This window comes from Pelodictyon luteolum, assembly GCF_001622165.1.
GTDB classification, from domain to species: domain Bacteria; phylum Bacteroidota; class Chlorobiia; order Chlorobiales; family Chlorobiaceae; genus Chlorobium; species Chlorobium luteolum_B.
In genome coordinates, this window is the sequence record NZ_LVWG01000009.1 from 34,839 (window position 1) to 57,933 (window position 23,095).

A 23,095-nucleotide genomic window follows, 5' to 3' on the forward strand; every position below is an offset into this window, starting at 1 on the left:
ATACAGCTGCAGCCGGAGACTGGAGAGACGGACCTTGGGCCTGTGCTTTGCAAAAAGGATCAGATGGAAAAGCGATGCAGAAGTAATACAGCTTTGCCCAGACTATTAACCCGTAGTCGATCGTTTATGCAAATGGTAGATGGCAGGTCTCCTGACTTTGACGGCTTACTTCCATTCCGGCCTTCCCGCTGTTTTCCGAGGTGGAAAACGATGCAGTGACCTGGAACGAACCCTGAAACCGATGCATGTGGCCATGCAGGGATTTCGTGGCTTACCGTTATACAGTTGCGGGTACAGTCTGCGATTTTCACGCAGTTCCCTATTCTCCGGTTTTTAAACCGGCACCAGCTACGCTGAAAGAACAATTATGAAGCGTTATATAGCGAATTCTCCTGAAACTGACAAGCGCAATCAGCCGGGCCCGCTCCCCATGCAGGCACAGCAAGCCTTTCAGGCGAGTGGCCGCAGAGACACGGCAATCAACCTCCGAGCCCTCACAGCCACAGCCTTATCTGCTTTCATTACTCATAAACACATCACGCCCCTGATACTGACGCAGGGCTTCGAATTTCTCATAGGCGGCACCGCTCTCAAGTGCATGGCGCGCCTTGTCACCACCCTCGCGATACGACGATGCAATGCCGGACACATAGAGTGCTGCCGCTGCGTTCATGCAGAAGAAATCGGCTGCCGCCCCGCCCTCGCGGCCCTCAAGAACAGCGAGAACTGTTGCTGCGTTCTCCCTTGCAGTGCTCCTGCTTGCAATGCACTCGAACGGCACCGTTTTCATCCCGAAATCCTCCGGAGTGACTTCGTAGTGCGTAATGCTTCCGTCCCGGAGTTCAACCACGCGGGTCGGCCCGGAGAGGGAGAATTCATCAATACCGAACGCCGGGTCGAACCCCGCTGCCGTACCGTAGGGAGAGAGTGCCGCTGCCATCCCTATGTCTCTCAGGATTTCCACCATCTGTACCGACACGGCAGGGGCATAGGCTCCGATAACTGCACAGTTGTTCTGCCGGCAGGGACGGGTGAGCGGACCGAGGATGTTGAATGCCGAAGTGAAACGCATGCTTCTGATGAGCCGTGCCCAACCTGACTGCAGGAACGCCTCTCCCGGCAGATAGCATATCCCTGCATGCCGGAGACTCTGTGCGGCCCGCTCAAGCGGGTGGTCCAGATCAACCCCCAAAGCCTCGAAGATATCGGACGCTCCAGAAACGCCGGTAACGAGCCGCGCACCTTTTTTTGCTATGGGCAGACCGCATGCTGCGGCAATGAGTGCGGCGGGGCTCGAGCAGTTCAAGGTTTTCAGCCGGTCGGATCCCGTGCCGACGATATCACATACAGGCCCCACGAGATCCACATCGATTTTCAGGGTATCGTGGCAGTCAAGGGCATCCCACGCACCGGACAGCTCCCCGGTGGTCGGTCCCCGCATCAGATGTGCTGCAAGAAATGCCCCCTGCTGAAGCTCCGGCTGAAGGTTGAGGATGACCTGCCGATAGGCCTCCCGGGACTCTTCACGATCCATGATGTGGCCACCGGCAACAGCGGTAATCAACTTTCCGAATTCCCGAAGCCGTTGTTCATTCTCCATTGATTTTTTCCTTCATAATCGGCCCCCGTCCGATCCCGGCGGAGGCACTGTTGTTGTAATAACACGCTCATCAGGGCACCTCAGACAATGACATGGCGGAAACCTTTCCCGCTGAGGACTGCTTCCATTGCGGGTTGCACCCCGTCCAGCCGGATCCTGCGCTCAATAAGGAACCCGAGCTCAGCGCTGTACCATGAAAGCAGGCGGACTGCTTCACCCATATCATGAAGCCGGCAGCCATAAGCGCCTATGAATGCAAGCTCACGGTAATGCAGCTCATCAACTACGCGGGCAGGGATTGCCGGCTCCTTCCCTATCCCGCTGAACAGGCAGAACCTGCCGCCGGCCGCCAGCCGGTCGACTCCGGCCTCAATGGCTTCCGGAGCCGGCGTGGCGTTGAAGACAACATCAAACAGACCACAGGGCGCGCCCGGATGTACGTCGGTGCCGATTCCGAAACGATTTCTGAACACCTCGCTCTTTGAAAGCTTCTCTATATCAGGATCGGACATAACGACAGAAGCGCCACATTCCCTCGCCACAAGGGCAACGAGAAGCCCCAGCGTACCTGCCCCGTAAATGAGGACCCGCTCCCGGGAACTCACACCTCCCTGCCGCACGCCGTGTACGGCACAGGCGAGAGGTTCGGCAAGCGTTGCCATCACCGGGCCGACTCCCTCAGGCACTTCGAGAAGGCTGGAGCGCGGAGCCGTGAGGAATTCAGCAAAACCGCCATCACGATGAAAGCCGGTGATGCGCATGTCCGGGCAAAGGTTCTGGCGCCCGCTCCGGCACGCCATACAGCTGCCACAGGCTTTGCCGGGCCACAGGACGTAAAGCTGGTCCGGATTGCCCTCGATAGTGCCGCTGACTTCATGGCCGAGAACCCGTGGCAGCCGGAGGTCACGATGTCCCGAACTCCACATCTTGGCATCGGTGCGGCAGATCGCGGCCGCCCGGACCCGCAGAAGAACCTCGCCTTCGCCCGGTATCGGAATCGGCCGATCGAGAATCGAGAGTGATTTGGGGCCGCAGAGAAGGAGTGCTTTCATGTTTTCGCATAAATAAAAAAGGGCTTCGTCCCATCTTCATTGAAGATGGAGCGAAGCCCTTTGCCATTGGGATTCTCTCAAGGCACTCCCCACGGGGGTAAATGCCGATTATTGGTAAGGGTTCGTCACAGCAGGTCTTCTGGCTCCCGGATCATTCCTCCCCCGCAGACCTTCCCATTCCGGTATGCCGGAACAGTGACCATCCCCTTCCGGGGATCTTGTGCAGGTTCAGTTCCCGGTTACAGCGGCGGGACCGCCACGGATTCACACCGTGTTCCTGGATGCTATGCAACCACTCATTGCAAAGGTAATGCATCCGCGATGAAATACAAATCATGCAAAGCCACAGGAACAACATGGAGCTTCCGCCGGGCTGCTGAACCAGTGTATCAATCTGAACGGGCTTGAAATACTGCCTCAGTCACCGCGCCATGTGCCGCAGTTCCATACCATGAGGTAAGGAGCGGGGAGAGAGGCTAAAGGGCAAACAGCGTCACCGACACGATAAGCAGCGAGTTCAGGGAATACGGATACCCGTATCCGAACGGATCCCAGAGCGGGTCAGCAGGCTTTTCCTGCATGCCGACGGGAAAACACGCCTCCGGCCTCCGGTGCTGCAGGATGGCTCTGGCCATCCGCGGACTGGTGAACAGCATCCTCGGGCTTGTGGAAAACACCTCAAGCGGAGGCGGTGAGATGAAATCCGGAGCCCGCAGCGCCGGAAAGAGGCGGCGGAGGATCGAAAGAAAAATGCGTGTGCCGATGCGACCGACAGAGAGGCGGAGTTTACCCGCTCCCCGTGCTTGTGCGGAGTTGTTCTTCATCTTGGTATCTCAGCTTTTATCCCGAAGCGTTCACGAAATAGTTGCGGCAGGTCTTCTGACTTTCCCGAATTCCTGCAGCCTTCCCGTTCCATTTGTGTTTGGAACAGTGGCATTGTTGCAGAAACCTTTCCATCTCCCTTGGGGGATGCAGGATTACAGCAGCGGGTACTGTCCCGGATTTACACCGGGTTCCCTATTACGCCTTCGATGTTTCCATATTCAGGCACCACAAGTCTAGATTTGCAGGATAAGAAAAAGTTTCCTCCCGCCAAACAGAAGAAAGCAAGAGATGCCATAGTGGTCCTCCATCAGCTCTTCTCTCCTGCTCCGGCAATGACTGTCGTAATCGCCTTCGAGTAATGGTGAACCTGTTCGAGGACATTGACCAGCTCCATATGCAGGTCGTGCGTCAGTTCCGATTCAGGATTGCGCCGTACACGCTCCAGATGCGAGGCCCCGGTCTCTGAGGAAAGAGTGCGGAACTCCCGGTCTTTGGCGAGGATCGCCGCCGCTTCTGCGGCGTCCATGCTCTGAAGCAAGTCGGCAAGCCTGCCCGATTCGCTGCAGACAAACGCATGCAGGCGGAGCAGCTCCTCTTTCCCATCCATGCTCAGCGGAGTCCTGAGGCTCTCTTTCATCCTGACAAGACGACGGGAGAGCGCCTCGATGACGTCTCCCATGGATTCCAGATACTTGACCGTTTCCATGAGAGCGAATACCTCCCTTGACTGCGCCTCGGTAAGACCGCTCCGGCTGATCTTTATCAGGTAGTCCGACACCCTCCGTTCGAGGTAATCCATCTTTTCCTCCCGCATGTCCATTCCTCCGATAATGGAAAGGCTGGGGAACACCTCATCCCGGCCCCTGTCCTCACGAACAAAGGGGTGCAGCGCAGCGCAGACCATCCGGGCCGCTATGCGCGCCATGCGTACGATCTCCCTGCGCGCGTAACTGAGGGCAAGTTCCGGTGTGGCAAGCGCGGACTCCTTCAGGTACCAGACGGCTGGCTGCTGGCGGATCTCCATCGGGTCATCCGGGTAAAGGAAATACAGCAGGCGGTCGAACAGCGGCAGAAGCGGAAGAAAGACAAGAGCCATGAAAACGTTGTATATGGAATGGGCGTTGGCCACCTGCCGCGGCAGGTCCTCCGACACGCTGAGGGTCCGGACGAGCGAAGCAAACTGGGGGATGAAGAAGATGAAGAGGAGAATGCCCGCCACGTTGAACATGACTTGTGCAAGCGCCACCCTTTTGGCTGGCCGAAGCATCCCTGAGCCGGCAATCACTGCCGTGATGCAGGTGCCGATGTTGGCGCCGAGAAGCAGAGGAATCGCCGCCTCAAGACCGATGCTGCCCTGAGAAGCAAGCGTTATGACGATACCGATAAACGCGCCGCTGCTCTGCATGAGGGCGGTGAGAAAGAGGCCCGAAAAAAGTCCCGCGAGCGGGTTGTCAAGAAAGGAGAGCATCTGGAGAAAGGGCGGATAGGCCTGCAGCGGCGCTACCGCCCCGGACATCAGCTGCAGACCGAAAAACAGCAGGCCGAACCCCGATACCGCCTCGCCAAGAAAACGGAGGTTCTCAGTCTTGGCGAGAGTGTAGAGAAGAAAACCCAACGTGAAGATGACGAGGGCGTAATCGTGGAGCCGGAATGCAATCAGCTGTGCCATGGCCGTCGTGCCGATTTCCGCGCCTAAAATCACGGCCAGCGACTGGCTGAAGGTCATGAGGCGGGACTGTACGAGCCCGACGAGGGTGGCGATGATGGTACTGCTGCTCTGCACCACCATAGTTGCCATCGCTCCGGCAAACAGCCCGAATACAGGCCTGCCGGCAATGCGTGAAACAAACACCCTCATCCGCTCACCGGAGGCCTTTTTCAGGCCGCTGCTCATCATCCTGATCCCGAACAGGAACAGAGCCAGACCGCCGGAAAAATACACGGCGATGGATGTGAAGGAGATCACCTGGTTCATGGCATGTTCATGGCATGTTCATTAGCGAGTTAATAGTGCATTCATGATTCGTGTACAGCTCGTTTTGGCTCGTTGTCGGCACCCGGTTCATGATGGAGATGGAGACGGGCCGCCTGCAGGCAAATTACATATTTTTTCTCTGCCGAGCAGAGCAAAGCCCCTCTGACGCCTGTATTCAAAAACCTCCCGGAGCGTATGGCTGAGGATGAATGAATCGACCAGTTCACCAAGAACGCCACCGGGCATACGGTAGAAGATGGTATCGGTCATTTCCGTGCCCCCCTTGACCGCCTTGAACTCATGGCGATGCATCCAGTGCAGATAGGGACCGGAGAGCTGCACGTCCTCAAAAACAAATGGCTTTTCTACCCGGCTGATTTCGGTTTCCCAGAAAACAGGGACAAGCATGAAGGGATAGAGGGTATAGGTGATGCGCATACCCTCATGAATGTGCCCCGCGCCCGACCCTCCCGTTACCCTGAAGCGCATCTCAGGCGGAGTCAGGCGGGCAAGGTTCAGGGGACGCGAAAAAAAGTCCCAGACGCATTCAATCCCGACCGGGAAGTGCTGTACGAACTGCAGTGTATGTGTTTCCATAGTTCCTATAACGCTCCCGGGGCAAAAAAGTATCCCCGCCCTGTTGGCATTTACAACACGCGCTATGTACCTTGCTACTGCATTTTCCACCCGATACCTTCAGTAACCGCAACAACCACCCGTATGCGTCGACAGGGCAACCTTTTCCGGCAGATGGCCTTTCTGCCCCTCTTATGCATGTTCATCTTCACGGCCGCATGCACGGAAAAGCATGCAGAAACCCCGGCACAGGACGCCAGACGCCCGAAAATCGTCAGCCTCGCACCGAGCCTCACCGAAATGCTCTTCGCCATAGGGGCCGGGGACCAGGTCGTCGGGCGCACCAGCGCCTGTGACTGGCCGGTTGAAGCTAAAGCGATCCCGGTAACCGGCGCCTTCGGCCGCCCCTCACTTGAAGTACTCGCATCCATCCACCCCGATCTTGCCATCGATGTCGACCTTGCCGATGAGAAGATGGGAGAAAAAATCAAAGGGCTCGGCATACGGCTTGAGACCATAAGCTGCAAAACCCCTGAAGAGATCCCGGACGCGCTGAGAAGACTCGGCCGGCTGACCGGCCACGAAAAGCAGGCCGACAGCCTTGCAGCCGTCATCACGGAAGGGCTCGGCCGATACCGCATGAAGGCCGAAGAACGCATGAAGGCCAGAGAAAAGAAAACGCGCCCGAGCGTCTATCTGGAAATCTGGGACGACCCGTTCTGGACCGGCGGCAGCGGCAGCTACACCTCGGCACTGATCGAATGCGCCGGAGGACGCAACATCGGGGACGTGGTGGAGAAGGAATATTTTGAAATATCCCAGGAGTGGGTGATTGCCCGGAACCCGGACATCATCGCCTGTATGTACATGGCCAGGGAGACCTCCGCTGCCGGAGATGTGATGAAGCGCCCCGGCTGGGGGCACCTCCGTGCGGTGAAGGGGGGACATGTGTACGACGGGTTCGACAACAGCCTGTTCCTGCGTCCGGGGCCGAGGGTCCTTGAAGGAGTGGAAAGGCTGCACAGACTCTTTTACCCCGGGGACAAAGAGAAGGGCTGAATTTCAGGCCGGCAGTACCGATTCGGCTTCAATTTTCTTATCTTTGGGGCTTTGACCCCCCCGGCCGGGGGGGCAAACCGCTGAACAAAACGCTCCCTGTGCATGAAGAAGTCGCCACTGTTCATCCTGCTCCTGACCGTCATGCTCGACCTTATCGGGTTCGGGATCGTGCTGCCGCTTCTTCCGACCTACGCAAAGGACCTCGGAGCGAACCCGTTCATGATCGGCTTCATCGCGGCGATCTTCTCCATCATGCAGTTCATCTTCTCCCCGCTATGGGGAAAGCTGAGTGACAAGATCGGCCGGCGGCCGGTCATGCTCATCAGCATCTTCATCACTGCGCTCTCCTATCTGCTCTTCTCCCAGGCCAGCACCATACCGCTGCTCATTCTCTCCCGCGGCCTTTCCGGCATCGGCTCGGCCAACATCGCCGCCGCACAGGCCTACATCACCGACGTCACCGACAGCAAGAGCCGCTCCGGCGCGATGGGCATGATCGGGGCGGCATTCGGCATCGGCTTCATCATCGGCCCCCTCATCGGCGGCCTGCTCAAACACAACTGGGGCATCCCGATGGTCGGCTATGTCTCTGCCGGGCTCATCGCTTTCGACTTCCTGCTTGCCGTCTTCTTCCTGCCTGAATCGAACAAAAACGCAGGAAAGCTCTCCTTCAGCTTCGGCAGGTCGGCCAAAGGTCCCTCCCGCCCCGTTCTGGAAATCCTCGGGGAAAAGACCGGAGAATATGTCGACGGCCTGAAACTGGCCTTCAGTTCCCGCCCGCTGGCCATGCTGATGATCGCCAATTTCCTCTTCACCTTCGCCATCGTCAACATGCAGGTGGCCTCCATCCTCCTCTGGAAAGAGTATTTCATGGCGACCGACCAGGGCATCGGCTACATTTTCGCCTATGTCGGTTTCTTTTCCGTCGTTGTTCAAGGCGGCATGATCCGCAACCTCATCAAAAAGCTCGGAGAACACAAGCTCTTTCTCTGGGGCCATATCTTCACCTTCATCGGGGTCTTTTTCGTCCCCTTCGCCCCTAAGGACTCCCTTTTCACCATCGGGCTCCTGATCCTCTTTTTCTTTGCAATCGGCACCAGCCTCGTGGCCCCGATCAACCTCTCAATGATCTCCCTCTACAGCTACAAGCAGCAGCAGGGACAGATACTCGGCATCTCGCAGTCGGTCAACTCGCTGGCCCGCATCATGGGACCCTTCAGCGGAAGCATCCTCTACGGCATGAACTTCCACGCCCCCTACATCGTCGCCGGAGCGCTGACGGTTCTCGGGGTACTGATCGCGCTTGATATGTTCAAGTACCGGATCGAGGCCTTCGATACCGAGGGTGCCGCAGCTGTAGAATCCCCAAACGCCTGACTCAGAACCCCCTTCGGCAACCATGCCCTAACTGGAGAATACCATCATGAACATCGGAGTGATAGGCGTCGGCAAGCTCGGTGAGTTCCACACCAAGCTGCTGGCGGAAATAGCGCAGGAAACCCCCGGTGTCACCTGTGCCGGCGTATTCGACCTCGATCCCGCAAGGGCCCGGGAAATCGCCTCGAAATACGAGGTCTCGGTGTTCCCCACCATCGACAGTCTGGCTGAAGCCTGCGATGCGGCCGTCATCGCCACAACGACGAGTTCCCACTTCCAGATCGCCCGCGGCCTGCTTCAGAAAGGCCTGCACCTTTTCATCGAAAAACCCATCACAACTACGGTCGAAGAGGCAGACCTGCTCATCCGTCTCGAAAAAGAGATGGGCGTCACCATCCAGGTCGGCCATATCGAGCGGTTCAACCCGGCCCTGAGAGCGGTCGAAGCCCATATCGGGCGGCCGATGTACATCCAGGCAGAACGGCTCAGCGGCTTTTCACGCCGGGTGACCGATGTCTCTGTCGTGCTTGATCTCATGATCCACGACATCGACCTTGTCCTTTCGCTCATCAACTCCGAGATCCGCCATATCTCTGCTTCCGGCGTCAGGGTGTTTTCCAACGAGCTCGACATGGCCACAGCCCGAATCGACTTCCAGAACGGTGCGACAGCAAACGTCACGGCGAGCCGGCTCAGCCGGAGCCGCAGCCGCAAGCTCCGCTTTTTCGGGACTGCGCCGAAAAGTTACGCATCGCTCGACCTCACGACAGGCAAATCCGAAGTGTTCCGGCTCGTGAAGCCCGAAGAAGCCTCATCGAAAAACCCCATCAAGACCTTTGCAGCAAAAAAGATCCTCGAACAGTTCGGCGAGATTCAGGAGTCAATGCAGGGCCTCGTGCTCGACTACATCCACCCCGACCCGCCGAAAGTCAATGCCCTGAAGGACGAGCTGCAGCACTTCATCGCCGCAGTGGCGGGTGAGGCTCCAGTGGCAGTCAGCTCCCACGACGGCCGACGGGCAATCATGGTGGCCGGACGCATCGCCGAGGAAATCGCCGCAAACGCAGAGGCCCTGAAAGCGGCTGAAGGAGCGATGGAGGACTGAAGCGCATGGTAACTACTGTTCCCGATATCCTGTTCCGCATTGGAGAAATCGCCGACAGGAGCCAGATGGGCTGCTACCTTGTCGGCGGCTATGTCCGCGACATGCTGATGCAGCGCCCCTGCACCGACATCGACATCATGGTGTTGGGCGACCCCGTCCCCTTCGCCAAAACGATCCAGAAAGAGCTCGGCGGCAGGAATTTCGTCTTGTTCGAACGGTTCCGCACCGCACGCCTCGAGCTTCCGGACCCGGAGGGTGCGACCTTTACCCTTGAGCTTGTCGGCGCCCGCAAGGAGTCCTACAACCACGACTCCCGCAAACCCATCACCCTCAAGGGCACCCTCGAAGACGATCTCTCACGGCGCGACTTCACCATCAACGCCCTTGCCCTCGTCCTCAACCATGAAGGGCGCGGCACCATCGTGGACCAGCACTGCGGCCGGGAGGACCTTGAAAAGAAAATACTCCGCACACCGCTCGCCCCCCTGCAGACATACTCGGACGACCCTCTCCGCATGATGCGCACAGCGCGTTTCGCAGCACAGCTCGGCTTCACCCCGGCTCCTGAAGCAGTGGCGGCCATGGCCACCATGCACGAACGGATCCGGATCGTCTCCCCAGAACGCTCGAGCAGCGAGTTCCTGAAAATCATGCAGTCCCCCGAGCCTTCAGTCGGGCTCAAACTCCTGCATGAAACCGGAGTGCTCGCAGAAATCCTCCCTGAAACGGCAGCCATGGCGGGCATCGAACAGATCGACGGCCTTGGCCACAAAGACACCCTCTACCACACATTCCAGGTGGTCGACAACGTCGCCCGGGCGTCCCAGGACCTCTGGCTCCGGATTGCCGCGCTCCTGCACGACGTCGCAAAACCACAGACAAAGCGGTTCAGCAAACATGCGGGCTGGACCTTCCATGGCCATGATGCGGTGGGAGTGAGGGCGGCGGCAAGGATCTTCCGCGAAATGCGATGGCCGCAGGACCGGCTCGTCTATGTGCAGAAAATGATCCGCATGCACCACCGGCCCATTCCCCTCTCGAAGGAAGAGATCACGGACTCGGCCATCCGCCGGCTCATGTTCGACGCCGGAGAAGATCTGGAAGACCTGATGACGCTCTGCCGTGCAGACGTCACGAGCAAGAACCCCCGGAAGGTTGCCCGCATCATGCAGAACTTCGGAAATGTGGAGAAGAAGATCGCGGAAGTCGGAGAAAAGGATCTTCTGGCCAAATGGCGCCCGCCCGTCGACGGACTGGAAATCATGCAGGAGCTCCAGCTCCCGGAAGGCAGGATGGTCGGCATGATCAAAAAAGAGATGGAAAACGCCATCATCGACGGCACTCTCCCCTATGAGCGTGAAGCAGCGCTCGAGTATGTTCGGGAGGCATACAGGAGGTTATCGGGAGATGGCCCCCCTGCAGCGGGAAAATAAGCACCGACTTTTCGTTATATTGAGCCTTTTTTGAAGAACCTTTTCGAACTCCAAAACAGCACCACCCTTGATACCTCGTTACTCACCCAAAGACATGACGGCGATCTGGACCGATGAAGCCAAGTTCCAGCGCTGGCTCCAGCTTGAAATCGCCGCAGTCGAAGCCCGCATGGAAGCCGGAATCGTCCCCCCCCCTGCACTCGACACCATCAGGAAGAAAGCCGCATTCAATGTGGAAGAAATCCTTGAGATCGAGAAAGAGACCAAGCATGACGTCATCGCCTTCCTCACCAATGTCGCAAGCTACGTCGGCCCCGACTCCCGCTGGATCCATGAAGGGCTGACCTCGTCCGACGTGGTCGACACGTGCCTGGCCATGCAGATGCGTGACGCCGGCGCCATTCTGGTAAAAGATATCGAACAGCTCGTCGCCGTGCTTGCCCGGCGTGCCGTCGAGTTCAAGTACACGGTCGAAATGGGCCGCACCCACGGCATACACGCCGAACCGACCACGTTCGGGCTCAAGCTCCTGCTCTGGCACGAGGAGATGAAGCGCAACCTCCTGCGGATGAAGCGCGCGGTCGAGACCATCTCGGTCGGAAAGATCTCGGGAGCCGTCGGCACCTACCAGCACCTCTCCCCCGACATTGAAGCAGCCGTATGCCGCAAACTCGGCCTGGAGCCCTCCAGCATATCGACCCAGATCCTGCAGCGCGACCGCCATGCAGAGTTCGCAACCACCATGGCCATCGTCGCCTCAAGCATCGAGAAGTTCTCCGTCGAGCTCCGCCACCTGCAGCGCACCGAGGTCCGTGAGGCTGAGGAGTACTTCAGCAAAGGCCAGAAAGGCAGCTCGGCCATGCCGCACAAACGCAACCCCATCACCTTCGAGCGCCTGACGGGCCTGGCCCGCGTCGTACGCTCAAACTCCCTCGCCGCCATGGAAAACGTGGCACTGTGGCACGAACGCGACATCTCGCACTCCTCGGTCGAGCGCATCATCATGCCCGACAGCACGACCGCGCTCTGTTACATGCTCCGCACCTTCTCGGAATCGCTCGAAACCCTCCTCGTCTACCCCGAACGGATGGAAGAGAACTTCAACTCCTCCTACGGCCTCACCACATCGCAGACCCTGCTTCTGGCCCTCACGGCAAAAGGCCTGACCCGCGAAGATGCCTACCGGCTCGTGCAGCGCAACGCCATGGAGAGCTGGGCCACGAAAACCCACCTGCGGGAGCTCGTACTGAAGGATGAAGAGCTTCTCCAGCACATCAGTGCAGAGGAAATCGCCGGCCTGTTCAGCTTCGACACCATTCTTGGCAAGCTGAAGAACAGCGTTGACGTCATCTTCAAACGCAACGGACTTGACTGAAGGAGCTGCACGAATGTACGGACGGGTACACGCCGTAAGAAAAGGCCTTGCAGAGATCATGGTCGTCTGTGAGGACGAAGCCCTGAAAGGCCCGCACTGCGGATTCTGCAGTGCCAGCGGCGGAGGTGCAGGCAAAGCGAAGAACGAGACCATTCTGGCACGGAACGACGCCGGTGCAACCGCCGGCACGATCGTTGAACTCTCCATCGGCGAGCATGCCGAGCTGAAGGCCGCACTCATCCTCTTTGTCATACCCCTCTCGACATTCATTCTCGCCCTCATCGCGGCGGCAGCCGTCCAGCTGCCGCTCCTGCAGGCGGCAGGTACGGGAGGAGCGGTCCTCCTTCTAACCCTCGTCGTCCTCAAGGCTGTTCTGAGAAACAAGACCTACCACAGGGTGGTCCGCGTCGTACCAAAACCCCTGAAACACGGGTGAAGAACGGCAATTGCCCTGCAGTACTTTTATTTCAGACAGAAAAGCCGTACCTTGAAAGTCAGAATTTTCAATGCCCGCACATTCGCTGCGGCTTCGAACGGGAACACTGCCCCGTTACAGACCGCCTGAACCGGATGATGCATCAACCGGCATACCCGTATGCCGCCTCTATTACAAGCCAATGGTAAATGAAGCCTTCATACCCGCCGTCCTCAGCCTGGGAACCCTTGCCCTCGCCCTCGGCGTCATCATATACTTTGTCTCCAGAAAGTTCCATGTCGCAGAAGACCCGATGGTGACCATCATCAACGGGGTCCTGCCCGGTGTCAACTGCGGCGCCTGCGGCTATCCAAGCTGCAACCAGTTTGCCGAAGAGCTGGTACGAACCAGAGACACCTCGATGACCTGCCCGGTCGGAGGAAGTGATCTTGCCGCAAAGCTCGGTGACTCGCTCGGCATTGAAATGGCTGAGCCAAAGCCGGTTGTCTGCGCCGTCCTCTGCCAGGGTTCCGACAACGTCGCAAAGCCTTCTGCCGAGTACGTCGGCATCCAGGACTGCTGGGCCGCCACCCAGGCATTCGCCGGCCCCAAACTCTGCCGCCACAGCTGCATCGGCCTCGGCTCCTGCATCGCATGGTGCGACTTCAATGCCATGCGTATCGAAAACGGCCTCATCGTCATTGATTCCGACCTCTGCACCGGCTGCGGAGCCTGCATTCCCGCCTGCCCCACCGGAGTGCTCGTCATGCAGGACAAGAAAGCCGACAGAATCTTCATCGCCTGCAACTCGCACGACCGCGGTGCCGACACCAAACGTGCCTGCGACGCCGGCTGCATCGCCTGCCAGAAATGTGTGAAAGAGTGCCCTGAACAGGCCATCGTCATCGAAGACTTCGTAGCCCGCATCATCCAGGAAAAATGCACCTCGTGCGGCAAGTGCATCGAGGTCTGCCCGACGAAAGTCAACTGCATCGTCCGGCTGAACGATACCGTCAAATCAAAACAAGCCTCATAGATGAAGACATTCACGGTTGGAGGCATCCACCCTCCCGAACATAAACTGACTGCATCGAAAGCGATTGAGGCCATGCCGATTCCCGCCGAGATTGCCGTTTCTATGAACCAGCACCTCGGAAAGCCCGCCAAACCGGTTGTGAAAGTGGGCGACGAGGTCAAGAAAGGCCAGCTCATCGGTGAAGCCGACGGATTTATCTCCGCCAATGTCCATGCCGGCACGAGCGGCAAGGTCAAGGCTGTCAAATCGGCCCCGCACCCCGGCGGCAACTACTCAATGACCGTCATCATCACCACCGACGGCAAAGACGAGTGGCTGGAAGGCTGCAACACCCCGGCCATTGACCCGACGAGTCTTTCGAAAGAGGAGATTCTGCGGAAAATCAAGGATGCGGGAGTTGTCGGAATGGGCGGAGCAGGGTTCCCGACCTCAGTGAAGCTCTCCCCTCCCAAGGACAAGCCGGTCGACACCATCATACTCAACGGCGCCGAGTGCGAACCGTTCCTCACCGCCGACCACCGCCTCATGCTCGAGTCTCCGGAAGGTATCGTGAAGGGCCTTCTGATCATCACCTCGCTCTTTGAGGGAAAGGCAAAACCCTTCATCGGCGTTGAATCGAACAAACCCGACGCCGTTCTTGCTCTCCAGAAAGCAGCTGCCGGAAAAGGCATAGAGATCGTCACCCTCGAGACCAAATACCCTCAGGGTGCGGAAAAACAGCTCATCAACGCCATCACCGGCCGCACCATCGAAGAGGGCCAGCTCCCCTTCGACAAAGGCTGCCTCGTCCAGAACATCGGCACGGCGCTTGCCGTCTACGAAGCCGTATGCCTGAACCGTCCGCTGGTTGAGCGCATCGTGACCGTATCGGGCATGGAGATCAAGTCGGCAAAGAACATCAAGGCGGTCATCGGAACCCGCTTCAGCGACATCGCCGCTTTTGCAGGCAGCATGTCGGAGAAAACGAACCAGGTCATCACCGGCGGACCTATGATGGGGCGCTCGCAGTTCACCCTCGACGTGCCGGTCACCAAAACCACATCGGGCATCCTCTTCATCAACAACACCATGCTCACAGGTTCTCGTGAAAGAACCTGCATCCGATGCGGCAAATGCACGAGCGGCTGCCCACAGAGCCTGGAGCCATGGCTGCTTGCCACCGAAGCCGAGTTCCGCCGGCTGGATGATGCCGAGACTTACGGGCTCATGAACTGCACGGAATGCGGCAGCTGCAGCTACCAGTGCCCGTCAGGACGCGAACTCGTCCACTGGATCAAGTACGCCAAGGCCCTCAGAAACAACCGCCGTCAACGCAAAACCGCTTAACAGCAACAGCATTAGCCACATGGAACCACTGAAGTTGAAAGTATCCTACGCGCCCTTCGTCCGCTCGAAGGACTCGATAGAATCGGTGATGTACAACGTTGCCCTCGCGCTGCTGCCGGCAACCGCACTTTCGGTCTACTATTTCGGCATCCCCGCCCTGCTCGTGACCCTTACGGCCATCGCCGCATCCATCGCCTTTGAATGGATGACCGACCGCATCCGAAGGAAGCCCGATTCCTGCTTCGACGGCAGCGCCGTTGTCACCGGCCTGCTCCTTGCACTCAACGTCCCCTCCGGCCTTCCGCTCTGGATGGTCGTCCTCGGAGCCTTTGTGGCCATCGTCGTCACCAAGCACCTGTTCGGAGGGCTCGGCTTCAACATCTTCAACCCGGCGCTTGTGGCAAGGGTGTTTCTCCTCATCTCCTTTCCGGTCGCCATGACCAGCTGGCCTGTCCCCTTCGCGGTGGACATGCAGACGGCAGCCTCCCCGCTCGGCATCCTGAAAACCGACGGACTCTCCGCCCTCCAGGGGTTCAGCTACATGGACGCGCTGCTCGGCAAAACCGGCGGAAGCCTCGGTGAAACCTCCGCGCTTGCGCTCCTCATCGGTGCGGCATGGCTCTTCTACAAGCGCTACATCACCCTCACCATCCCGCTGACCTTCATCGCCGTCACCGCAGTCTTCACCGGCATATTCTATCTCATCGATCCTTCGACCTACGCCACCCCGCTCTTCCACATCCTGACCGGCGGCCTCATCCTCGGTGCTTTCTTCATGGCTACCGATATGGTGACAAGTCCGATGTCGATGCGCGGCCAGCTGGTCTTCGCCGGCGGCTGCGGCATACTCACCGCAGTAATCAGGCTCTGGGGCGGATACCCTGAAGGGGTCTCGTTCGCAATCCTCATCATGAACTCCCTGGTACCGCTGCTCGACCGGTGGGACCTCAACGACATCAAGGCCAAGAAACAACAGTCCCTCGAAACAGCATGAGACCAGTCATCATACTTACCATCATCGGCCTTATCAGTGCCGCCCTTCTGGCAACGGTCGCCGACTTCACCAAAGAGCCAATCGCGATTGCCAAAGCTCAGATGGAGCGTCGAGCGATCGAGAAGATCTTCCCATTCCAGCTTGACAGCCTCCGAACCCTCGAAGCTGCCGGCACTTCATTCTTCGAAGCCTACGACACCGAAGGCACCTTGAAGGGCATCGCCGTGAAATCATTCACGGAAAAAGGCTACGGCGGCAGGATTGAAATCCTGCTCGGCGTCGCCCCCGACCACAGCATCATCGACTACAAGGTCATCACGACCATGGAAACCCCCGGCCTCGGAGACAAGATCGACAAGGAGAGGTTCCGCCGGCAGTTCCACGGAGTCAGCCTGGACGGGCCGGTATGGAAAGTCCACAAGGATGGCGGGTTCGTCGACGAACTGACTGCGGCCACAATCTCCTCGCGAGCCATCACCGATGCCGTCCACACCGGACTGGAACTGATCAACCAGCAATACCCTAACACCGCTGCAAAATGAACGAAGCACTCAATACACTGACCAGGGGGTTCGTCAAGGAAAACCCCGTGACCAAGATGCTCCTCGGGCTCTGCCCGGTGCTCGCGGTCACCACTTCTGCGGTAAACGGACTCGGCATGGGACTTGCGACCACCTTCGTACTGCTCGGCTCGAATGTCGTGATATCGCTCACATCGAAAATGATCCCCGACACGGTACGCATCCCGTCGTTCGTGCTCATCATCGCCACCTTCGTGACGATCGTCGATATGCTCATCAAGGCGTTCTCGCCTGAGCTGAACCAGGCGCTCGGCATCTTCATTCCGCTGATCGTCGTCAACTGCATCATCCTCGGTCGTGCTGAAGCCTTCGCCAGCCGCTCCGGAGTATGGTACTCGGTGCTTGACGCCATCGGTATGGGTATCGGCTTTACCCTGGCGCTCCTTGTTCTCGCCTCCATCCGCGAGGTTCTCGGCAGCGGAACAATATTCAATATGCCTCTCATCGGCGAGAACGGCACCCCGCTGCTCGTCTTCGCCCTCCCTCCCGGCGCATTTGCAGGCCTCGGAGCAATGATTGCACTCATGAACGCACTTGAAAAGAAAAGAGGAGTCAACTGATGGCTGAATATCTGCTCGTAATCGTCAGCGCTGTTTTTGTCAACAACGTTGTCTTCGCCCGCTTCCTCGGCATCTGCCCCTACCTCGGGGTCTCAAAGAAACTCGACACGGCCCTCGGAATGGGACTTGCCGTCACCTTCGTCATGACGCTCTCCACCGCCATCACCTATGTGCTCTACCACGGCGTGCTCGTGGCATTCCACATCGAGTTCATGCAGACGGTCATGTACATCCTCGTCATCGCCTCGCTGGTACAGCTGGTCGAAATCGTCCTCAAGAAGGTCTCCAAGCCCCTGTACAGCGCGCTCGGCATCTACCTGCCGCTCATCACCACGAACTGCGCCATCCTTGGTGTGGCCCTGCTTGCCATCCAGGAGAAGTATTCGCTTGTGATGTCCGTACTCTTCGCCTTCTTCTCCGCCATCGGCTTCATCCTGGCCATCGTCATCTTTGCCGGTGTGCGCGAAAAGCTTGAAGACGCAGATATTCCGGCCCCGTTCAGGAACGTCCCGATCGGCCTGGTCTCCGCAGCAATCCTCTCGCTTGCATTCATGGGATTTTCCGGACTTGTGAAGTAAGATACCCCCGCGAGAACGCAGCCTCCCCCGCCTGCCCGGGCGGGGGCTGCAAGCCAGAAACCGCCATGCGAACTCCCTTCCGCCTCTCTCTTCTCATCTTCTTTCTCACCATCCTCTTCTCCTGCTCCGCCCGGCTGGACGAAGCACCGGTGTACGAACAGGAAAAGGTCCTGATGGGGACCGTCTTCAAAATCAAGGCTGCAAGCAGGGATATCCCTGAAGAAAAAGTTGAAGCGGCTTTCACCAACGCATTCCAGAGAATTGCCTCTCTGGAGTCCCAATTGAGCGAGTGGATCGCCGAAAGCCCCGTCTCTCTGGCGGCACGTCAGGCAGGCCTCGCCCCCGTTCCCGTTACCCTGGACCTCGCGAACGTCACAGAGCTCGGCCTGGCCATATCAGACAGCACCGGGGGCGTATTCGACCCGACCTTTCTGCCGCTCGGGAGGTTGTGGGACATCAAGCACCGGAAGTCTCCGCCTCCCCCCGACAGCATTGCGGCTGCCCTGAAACTTGTCGACTACCGGGCTGTCCGGCTTGAGCGGAAGAAGATGACGCTGTATCTCGAAAAGAAAGGGATGAAAATCGGGTTCGGGGGGATCGCCAAAGGGTACGCTGCACGCGAAGCCGGCAGGATACTGGAGCGGGCGGGCATAGACGACTACATCATCAACGCCGGAGGAGATCTGTTTGTGCACGGCAGAAAGAACGGCGGGGAATGGAGCTCTGGCATACAGGATCCCGACAGAAAGGACGCCCCTCCGCTCATCCGCTTCAACATAAGGCGTGAGTGCGGCATCGCAACAAGTGGAGGGTATGAGAACTTTTTTATATGGAACGGCCGCCGCTACCACCACATCATCGATCTTTCGACCGGCCAGCCGGCTTCGGGTATGAAAAGTGCGACGGTCTTCGCCCATGACCCCGCAAAGGCAGACGCCTATGCGACCGCCTTCTTCATCCTCGGGCCCGAGCTATCACGCGCCCGTACCATGCGTGACACAACCCTCGCTTACATCCTCATCGACAGCACAGGCCGCATCCACCGCAGCCCGAACCTTTCAGCCTTCATTGAAGAATGAGGCTCTACCAGGGGGCTCTGGCTTCCGGGAAGCTCAAGATAAAAGCCATCCGAAAGGCAACCGATGAATAGAGACAAACTGCTGACAATGGCCCCGAGGGACTGAGGCACCAAGGGAAAGAAGGGCGGAAGAATCGATATAAAAATGCCCCTAGGGGAAACCGGGGTTGTGTATTGGAACATGTTGAACATCACCCGCTTCCGGCATTGAATAATCAGGGCTCACGTGAATAAAGAGCATGCGAACGAGTAAACCGCCTGAACAGACCCCAGGCGCACCACCGGGAGTCCTTATTGACTTCGGGCACGACAGATGGCGGACTCTAGTGGAATAACGTGGAGAGAGGTGTGGACCCGGCAATACGAACCCCCGGGGAGAAATCAGTATTTTCCCGGGGGTTCAATGCATGCCGAACGTGGCGAAATCAGAAATGACTACCCGACCTTCTGCCCCTCGCGGTAGCTGCGGTAGCTGTTGATGAGGGCGTTGGTCGAAGCATCGTGGGCATCGCTCTCTTTCTGGGACTGGAGCTCAGGCAGAATCGCTTTGGCCAGCTGCTTTCCGAGCTCTACTCCCCACTGGTCGAACGAGTTGACCTGCCATATCACTCCCTGCACAAACACCTTGTGCTCATACATGGCGATGAGGCTTCCGAGCGTAAAGGGATTTATTTCATCCAGCAGGAGCGTATTGGTCGGTCGGTTTCCGGGGAAGACCTTGTGCGCCACGAGCATCTGCATCGTTTCTTCATCGACCCCCGCAGCCGCAAGCTCTTCAGATGCCTCCGAAGCACTCTTGCCGCGCATGAGCGCCTCGGTCTGGGCAAAGCAGTTGGCGACGAGAATGTCATGATGCTCACCTATGGGGTTCTGGGTTTTCAGCGGCAGAATGAAGTCTGCAGGAATGAAACCGGTTCCCTGATGCAGGAGCTGGAAGAACGCATGCTGTGAATTGGTTCCGGGCTCGCCCCAGATGATCGGTCCGGTGGGATACTCGACCGTATTGCCGAGCCGGTCTACCCGCTTGCCGTTGCTTTCCATGTCCAGCTGCTGGAGATAGGCCGGAAGGCGATGGAGATACTGGTCATAGGGAATGACGGCGTGGGAGGGTACATCGAAGAAATTGTTGTACCAGACGCCGAGCAGGGCGAGGATGACGGGAATATTCTCTTCAAGCGGAGCCTCCTGGAAGTGCTCGTCCATGGCCCGGGCTCCCCGGAGCAGCTCCTGGAAAGCCTCAAACCCCAGATAGAGCGCAATGGAAAGACCGATGGCAGACCAGAGGGAATAACGGCCCCCGACCCAGTCCCAGAACCTGAACATGTTCTCCGGATCAATGCCGAACTCCACGACCTTCGTGCGGTTGGTCGACACGGCGGCAAAATGCAGGGCGATGTGGGCCGGGTCAATAGCCCTCGAAAGGAACCACTCCCTGGCGGTCATGGCGTTGGTCAGGGTCTCCTGGGTCGTGAAGGTTTTTGATGCAATGACAAAAAGGGTGGTTTCAGCATCAACCCTCTTGAGCACTTCGCTGACATGGGTGCCATCGATGTTGGACACAAAGTGTACGGCAATGGCGCCATCTGCGAACGGCCGGAGCGACTCGGTCACCATGCAGGGACCAAGGTCGGAGCCGCCGATGCCGATGTTTACGACATCAGTAATGCGCTTTCCCGTATACCCCTTCCACTCTCCGCTAACCACCTTGTCGGTGAACGCCTTCATCTGCCGGAGCACCGAGTCCACCTCGGCTGGCACATCGAGCCCGTCAATGTTCAGGCTATATCCTGGCGGGCGACGCAATGCGGTATGCAGAACCGCACGGTTTTCGGTGAAATTGATCTTTTCTCCCGCGAACATCCCGTCCCGGGCCTCGATGAGGTTCGCCTGCCGGGCAAGCTCTACGAGCAGGCCCATGGTCCGGGAGTTGATACGGTTTTTCGAGTAATCAAGAAGCAGGCCGTTCCAGCGGATTGAGAAGTGCTTGAAGCGGTCATGGTCGCTCATGAACATGTCCCGCATATGGAGTTGCTCGACCTCCTGGCGGTGTGATACGAGGGCGCTCCACGCAGCACTTCTTGAAAGATCCATCATGATGTTCCTTTGTCCTGTGTTTGGGGGGTTACTACAATGCCGTCAGTACGGTGCATAACGGAGGCGCAGCGTGCAGCCCTCCCTATTACACTCGACGTCGACGATTTCAGCAATGCTGGATATAATATACATCCCTCTGCCGGAAGAACGCATAAGGAACTGCGGTTTGGTTGGATCTGCAAGGTCGCGAAGTGCGAATCCGCAGCCGCAGTCCGTCACCTCTACCCGGAGCACGGGGCCGTTGGCTTCGAGGGTGGCATCGAGTTGCACGGTAATCGAGAGTTCCTCATGCCCGCAGTTCCCGTGCTGCACAGCGTTGACGAACACCTCTTTGAGTGAGAGCTGAAGCTGGCGGCGAAAATCCCGGCTGTACCCCTCCCCCCGGGCAAACGACTCCACCCGCCCCCGAAGGGACTCGTAGGCATCCACGTTGCCGTGGAGGGTAAGCATGCAGTTTCCCATAGGCCGTTGTCTTTCGAAAGAGCGCCAGAGACCGGTTCCTATGAGGAATGTAGCATTGCAGGGCCATCAGGACAAACCGGAGCATTCGGAAATGCGGCTTAATTATTTAAGTCAGAAAGAATTTTGTGCTAATTATTTACTACTTATTTGTGTGAATGCATTATTTCTTTATATTAATCCCAGAAGTTCTCTTAAAGAATTTCCTTAATGGTCAACCTCGCTTAATCTTTTTAACAAACAGTAAACAATCAACAGCATGAAACGATCAACGCTGACATCAGGAGCTCTCTCCGTAGGCGCGTTTCTGGCGCTTGCCCTGCTCAGCCCGCCGCTCCAGGCAGCCGAAGCAACGGCGGACGCCGTCAACGCCTATGCGATAGACAACTTCTTTATCTTCATCTGTGCCGTGCTTGTCCTCTTCATGCAGGCAGGATTCGCTCTGGTCGAAACCGGACTCAACTCCGCGAAGAACACCGTGAACATCCTGTTCAAGAACCTGATGGACCTTTCAATCGGCGCCATCCTGTTCTACTTCGTAGGATACGGCATCATGTACCCGGGTGAAGCCTTCTCGGGCGGGTTCTTCGGCTTCGGAGGATTCGGCATCGGTTCCGTGGCACCGGAGACAGCCGCCGGCAACCTGCACCCTGCAGTCGACTTCCTCTTCCAGGTGGCCTTTGCCGCAACCGCTGCAACCATCGTCTCGGGCGCCGTTGCAGGAAGGATGCAGTTCAAGTCCTACCTGATCTATTCGGCAGTCATCAGCGGACTCGTCTATCCCATCAGCGGGTTCTGGCAGTGGGGCGGAGGCTGGTTGAGCGCGCTCGGATTCCATGACTTCGCAGGCTCACTCCTTGTCCACGCCCTTGGCGGATTCGCTGGACTTGCAGGCGCGATCGTACTCGGACCAAGGATCGGCAGGTTCAATGCAGACGGAACACCGAACGCCATGCCCGGTCACAACCTTGCACTCAGCACGCTCGGTGTCTTCATCCTCCTCATCGGATGGTACGGGTTCAACCCCGGCAGCCAGCTTGCAGTCGTCGGCGCTGACAACACCAATGCCGTCATGCTGATCGCAGCCAACACCACCCTTGCGGCAACTGCCGGTGCGGTTGTGGCAATGTTCTTCGCATGGGCGCTCTTCAAGAAGCCCGATCTCACCATGGGGCTCAACGGCATGCTTGCCGGTCTTGTCGCCATCACGGCCAACTGCGATGCCGTCACCTATGACGAATCGCTCATCATCGGTGCAGTCGGCGGTATCCTGGTCGTTGCCGGCATCAAGCTGCTCGACGTGCTGAAGATCGATGACCCTGTCGGCGCATGGCCGGTGCATGGACTCAACGGTGTCTGGGGCGGTGTGGCAGCATGGATCTTCGGCGGACAGCCGATGGTCGCGCAGCTCGTCGGCTCCATCGCCATCCCGCTCTGGGGATTCGCTACAATGCTTGTTCTGTTCTTCATCCTGAAGGCGATGGGCGTCCTCCGCGTCTCGAGGGACGATGAAATGAAGGGCCTTGACATCTCCGAGCATGAGGAGGAGGCCTACTACGGATTCCAGATTTTCACAACTCAGTAACCAAACAACCGG

Annotated in this window: 21 protein-coding genes and 3 riboswitches; of the genes, 14 read left to right on the top strand and 7 right to left on the bottom strand. The window is 58.1% G+C overall.

Annotation, left to right across the window (positions count from 1 at the left end; translation table 11 throughout):
- Window positions 1–123: 123 nt before the first annotated feature.
- Window positions 124–364, bottom strand: a riboswitch (cobalamin riboswitch).
- A 144-nt stretch (window positions 365–508) separates the two neighbouring features.
- From trpD to A3K90_RS00865, 5 genes are all read right to left on the bottom strand, one after another.
- On the bottom strand, window positions 509–1,600 hold the full coding sequence (gene trpD / locus A3K90_RS00845; protein ID WP_303680715.1) for an anthranilate phosphoribosyltransferase: 1,092 nt from the start codon (window positions 1,598–1,600) through the stop codon (window positions 509–511).
- An 80-nt stretch (window positions 1,601–1,680) separates the two neighbouring features.
- Entirely contained in the window at window positions 1,681–2,652 is a 972-nt protein-coding gene (locus A3K90_RS00850) for a zinc-binding dehydrogenase (RefSeq protein ID WP_303680716.1), read from the bottom strand.
- Between the two features lie 111 nt (window positions 2,653–2,763).
- A riboswitch (cobalamin riboswitch) is annotated at window positions 2,764–2,964 on the bottom strand.
- Between the two features lie 164 nt (window positions 2,965–3,128).
- Entirely contained in the window at window positions 3,129–3,476 is a 348-nt protein-coding gene (locus tag A3K90_RS00855; protein ID WP_011357879.1) for a hypothetical protein, read from the bottom strand.
- A 27-nt stretch (window positions 3,477–3,503) separates the two neighbouring features.
- Window positions 3,504–3,722: riboswitch (cobalamin riboswitch) on the bottom strand.
- A 62-nt stretch (window positions 3,723–3,784) separates the two neighbouring features.
- Entirely contained in the window at window positions 3,785–5,452 is a 1,668-nt protein-coding gene (locus A3K90_RS00860; protein WP_303680717.1) for a Na/Pi cotransporter family protein, read from the bottom strand.
- Window positions 5,453–5,539: 87 nt separating this feature from the next.
- Complete coding sequence (locus A3K90_RS00865; RefSeq protein ID WP_303680718.1) at window positions 5,540–6,049, bottom strand: SRPBCC family protein; 510 nt, start codon at window positions 6,047–6,049, stop codon at window positions 5,540–5,542.
- Window positions 6,050–6,172: 123 nt separating this feature from the next.
- On the opposite strand from A3K90_RS00865, the gene A3K90_RS00870 reads away from it, so the two are divergent.
- The 13 genes from A3K90_RS00870 to A3K90_RS00930 all read left to right on the top strand — a co-directional run bounded on the left by A3K90_RS00870 (window position 6,173) and on the right by A3K90_RS00930 (window position 18,946).
- Window positions 6,173–7,087: a cobalamin-binding protein gene (locus A3K90_RS00870; RefSeq protein ID WP_011357882.1), complete on the top strand. Its 915-nt coding sequence runs from the start codon at window positions 6,173–6,175 to the stop codon at window positions 7,085–7,087.
- 102 nt (window positions 7,088–7,189) lie between these two features.
- Entirely contained in the window at window positions 7,190–8,464 is a 1,275-nt protein-coding gene (locus A3K90_RS00875; RefSeq protein ID WP_011357883.1) for a tetracycline resistance MFS efflux pump, read from the top strand.
- A 46-nt stretch (window positions 8,465–8,510) separates the two neighbouring features.
- Window positions 8,511–9,569, top strand: a complete 1,059-nt coding sequence (locus A3K90_RS00880; RefSeq protein ID WP_303680719.1) for a Gfo/Idh/MocA family protein — start codon at window positions 8,511–8,513, stop codon at window positions 9,567–9,569.
- A 5-nt stretch (window positions 9,570–9,574) separates the two neighbouring features.
- The gene (locus A3K90_RS00885; protein WP_303680720.1) at window positions 9,575–11,002 is read left to right on the top strand and encodes a CCA tRNA nucleotidyltransferase; all 1,428 of its coding nucleotides are present in this window, start codon (window positions 9,575–9,577) and stop codon (window positions 11,000–11,002) included.
- A gap of 67 nt (window positions 11,003–11,069) precedes the next feature.
- Entirely contained in the window at window positions 11,070–12,377 is a 1,308-nt protein-coding gene (gene purB / locus A3K90_RS00890) for an adenylosuccinate lyase (RefSeq protein ID WP_303680721.1), read from the top strand.
- A complete protein-coding gene (locus A3K90_RS00895) occupies window positions 12,370–12,813 on the top strand; it encodes a SoxR reducing system RseC family protein (RefSeq protein WP_303680722.1) in 444 nt (147 codons plus the stop codon). Before purB ends, A3K90_RS00895 begins: the two co-directional genes overlap by 8 nt.
- 70 nt (window positions 12,814–12,883) lie before the next feature.
- Window positions 12,884–13,828, top strand: a complete 945-nt coding sequence (locus tag A3K90_RS00900) for a Fe-S cluster domain-containing protein (protein ID WP_303680723.1) — start codon at window positions 12,884–12,886, stop codon at window positions 13,826–13,828.
- On the top strand, window positions 13,829–15,154 hold the full coding sequence (gene rsxC / locus A3K90_RS00905; RefSeq protein ID WP_011357889.1) for an electron transport complex subunit RsxC: 1,326 nt from the start codon (window positions 13,829–13,831) through the stop codon (window positions 15,152–15,154). It begins immediately after the preceding gene.
- A 19-nt stretch (window positions 15,155–15,173) separates the two neighbouring features.
- Window positions 15,174–16,148 (top strand): RnfABCDGE type electron transport complex subunit D, encoded by a 975-nt coding sequence (locus A3K90_RS00910; protein ID WP_011357890.1) that lies wholly within the window; start codon window positions 15,174–15,176, stop codon window positions 16,146–16,148.
- Complete coding sequence (locus A3K90_RS00915) at window positions 16,145–16,690, top strand: RnfABCDGE type electron transport complex subunit G (protein ID WP_303680724.1); 546 nt, start codon at window positions 16,145–16,147, stop codon at window positions 16,688–16,690. Before A3K90_RS00910 ends, A3K90_RS00915 begins: the two co-directional genes overlap by 4 nt.
- Window positions 16,687–17,289: an electron transport complex subunit RsxE gene (gene rsxE, locus A3K90_RS00920; protein ID WP_011357892.1), complete on the top strand. Its 603-nt coding sequence runs from the start codon at window positions 16,687–16,689 to the stop codon at window positions 17,287–17,289. The genes A3K90_RS00915 and rsxE overlap by 4 nt, the downstream gene beginning before the upstream one ends.
- Complete coding sequence (rsxA, locus tag A3K90_RS00925) at window positions 17,289–17,867, top strand: electron transport complex subunit RsxA (protein WP_011357893.1); 579 nt, start codon at window positions 17,289–17,291, stop codon at window positions 17,865–17,867. The genes rsxE and rsxA overlap by 1 nt, the downstream gene beginning before the upstream one ends.
- Before the next feature lie 65 nt (window positions 17,868–17,932).
- Complete coding sequence (locus tag A3K90_RS00930; RefSeq protein ID WP_303680725.1) at window positions 17,933–18,946, top strand: FAD:protein FMN transferase; 1,014 nt, start codon at window positions 17,933–17,935, stop codon at window positions 18,944–18,946.
- Window positions 18,947–19,380: 434 nt separating this feature from the next.
- Here A3K90_RS00930 and pgi read toward each other — a convergent pair whose 3' ends face one another.
- Window positions 19,381–21,036, bottom strand: a complete 1,656-nt coding sequence (gene pgi / locus A3K90_RS00935; RefSeq protein WP_303680736.1) for a glucose-6-phosphate isomerase — start codon at window positions 21,034–21,036, stop codon at window positions 19,381–19,383.
- A gap of 45 nt (window positions 21,037–21,081) precedes the next feature.
- Window positions 21,082–21,501, bottom strand: a complete 420-nt coding sequence (locus tag A3K90_RS00940; RefSeq protein ID WP_049752370.1) for an ATP-binding protein — start codon at window positions 21,499–21,501, stop codon at window positions 21,082–21,084.
- A 256-nt stretch (window positions 21,502–21,757) separates the two neighbouring features.
- Here A3K90_RS00940 and A3K90_RS00945 point away from each other — a divergent pair, with 256 nt between their 5' ends.
- Window positions 21,758–23,083 (top strand): ammonium transporter, encoded by a 1,326-nt coding sequence (locus A3K90_RS00945; protein WP_011357897.1) that lies wholly within the window; start codon window positions 21,758–21,760, stop codon window positions 23,081–23,083.
- The last annotated feature ends 12 nt before the right edge of the window (window positions 23,084–23,095 follow it).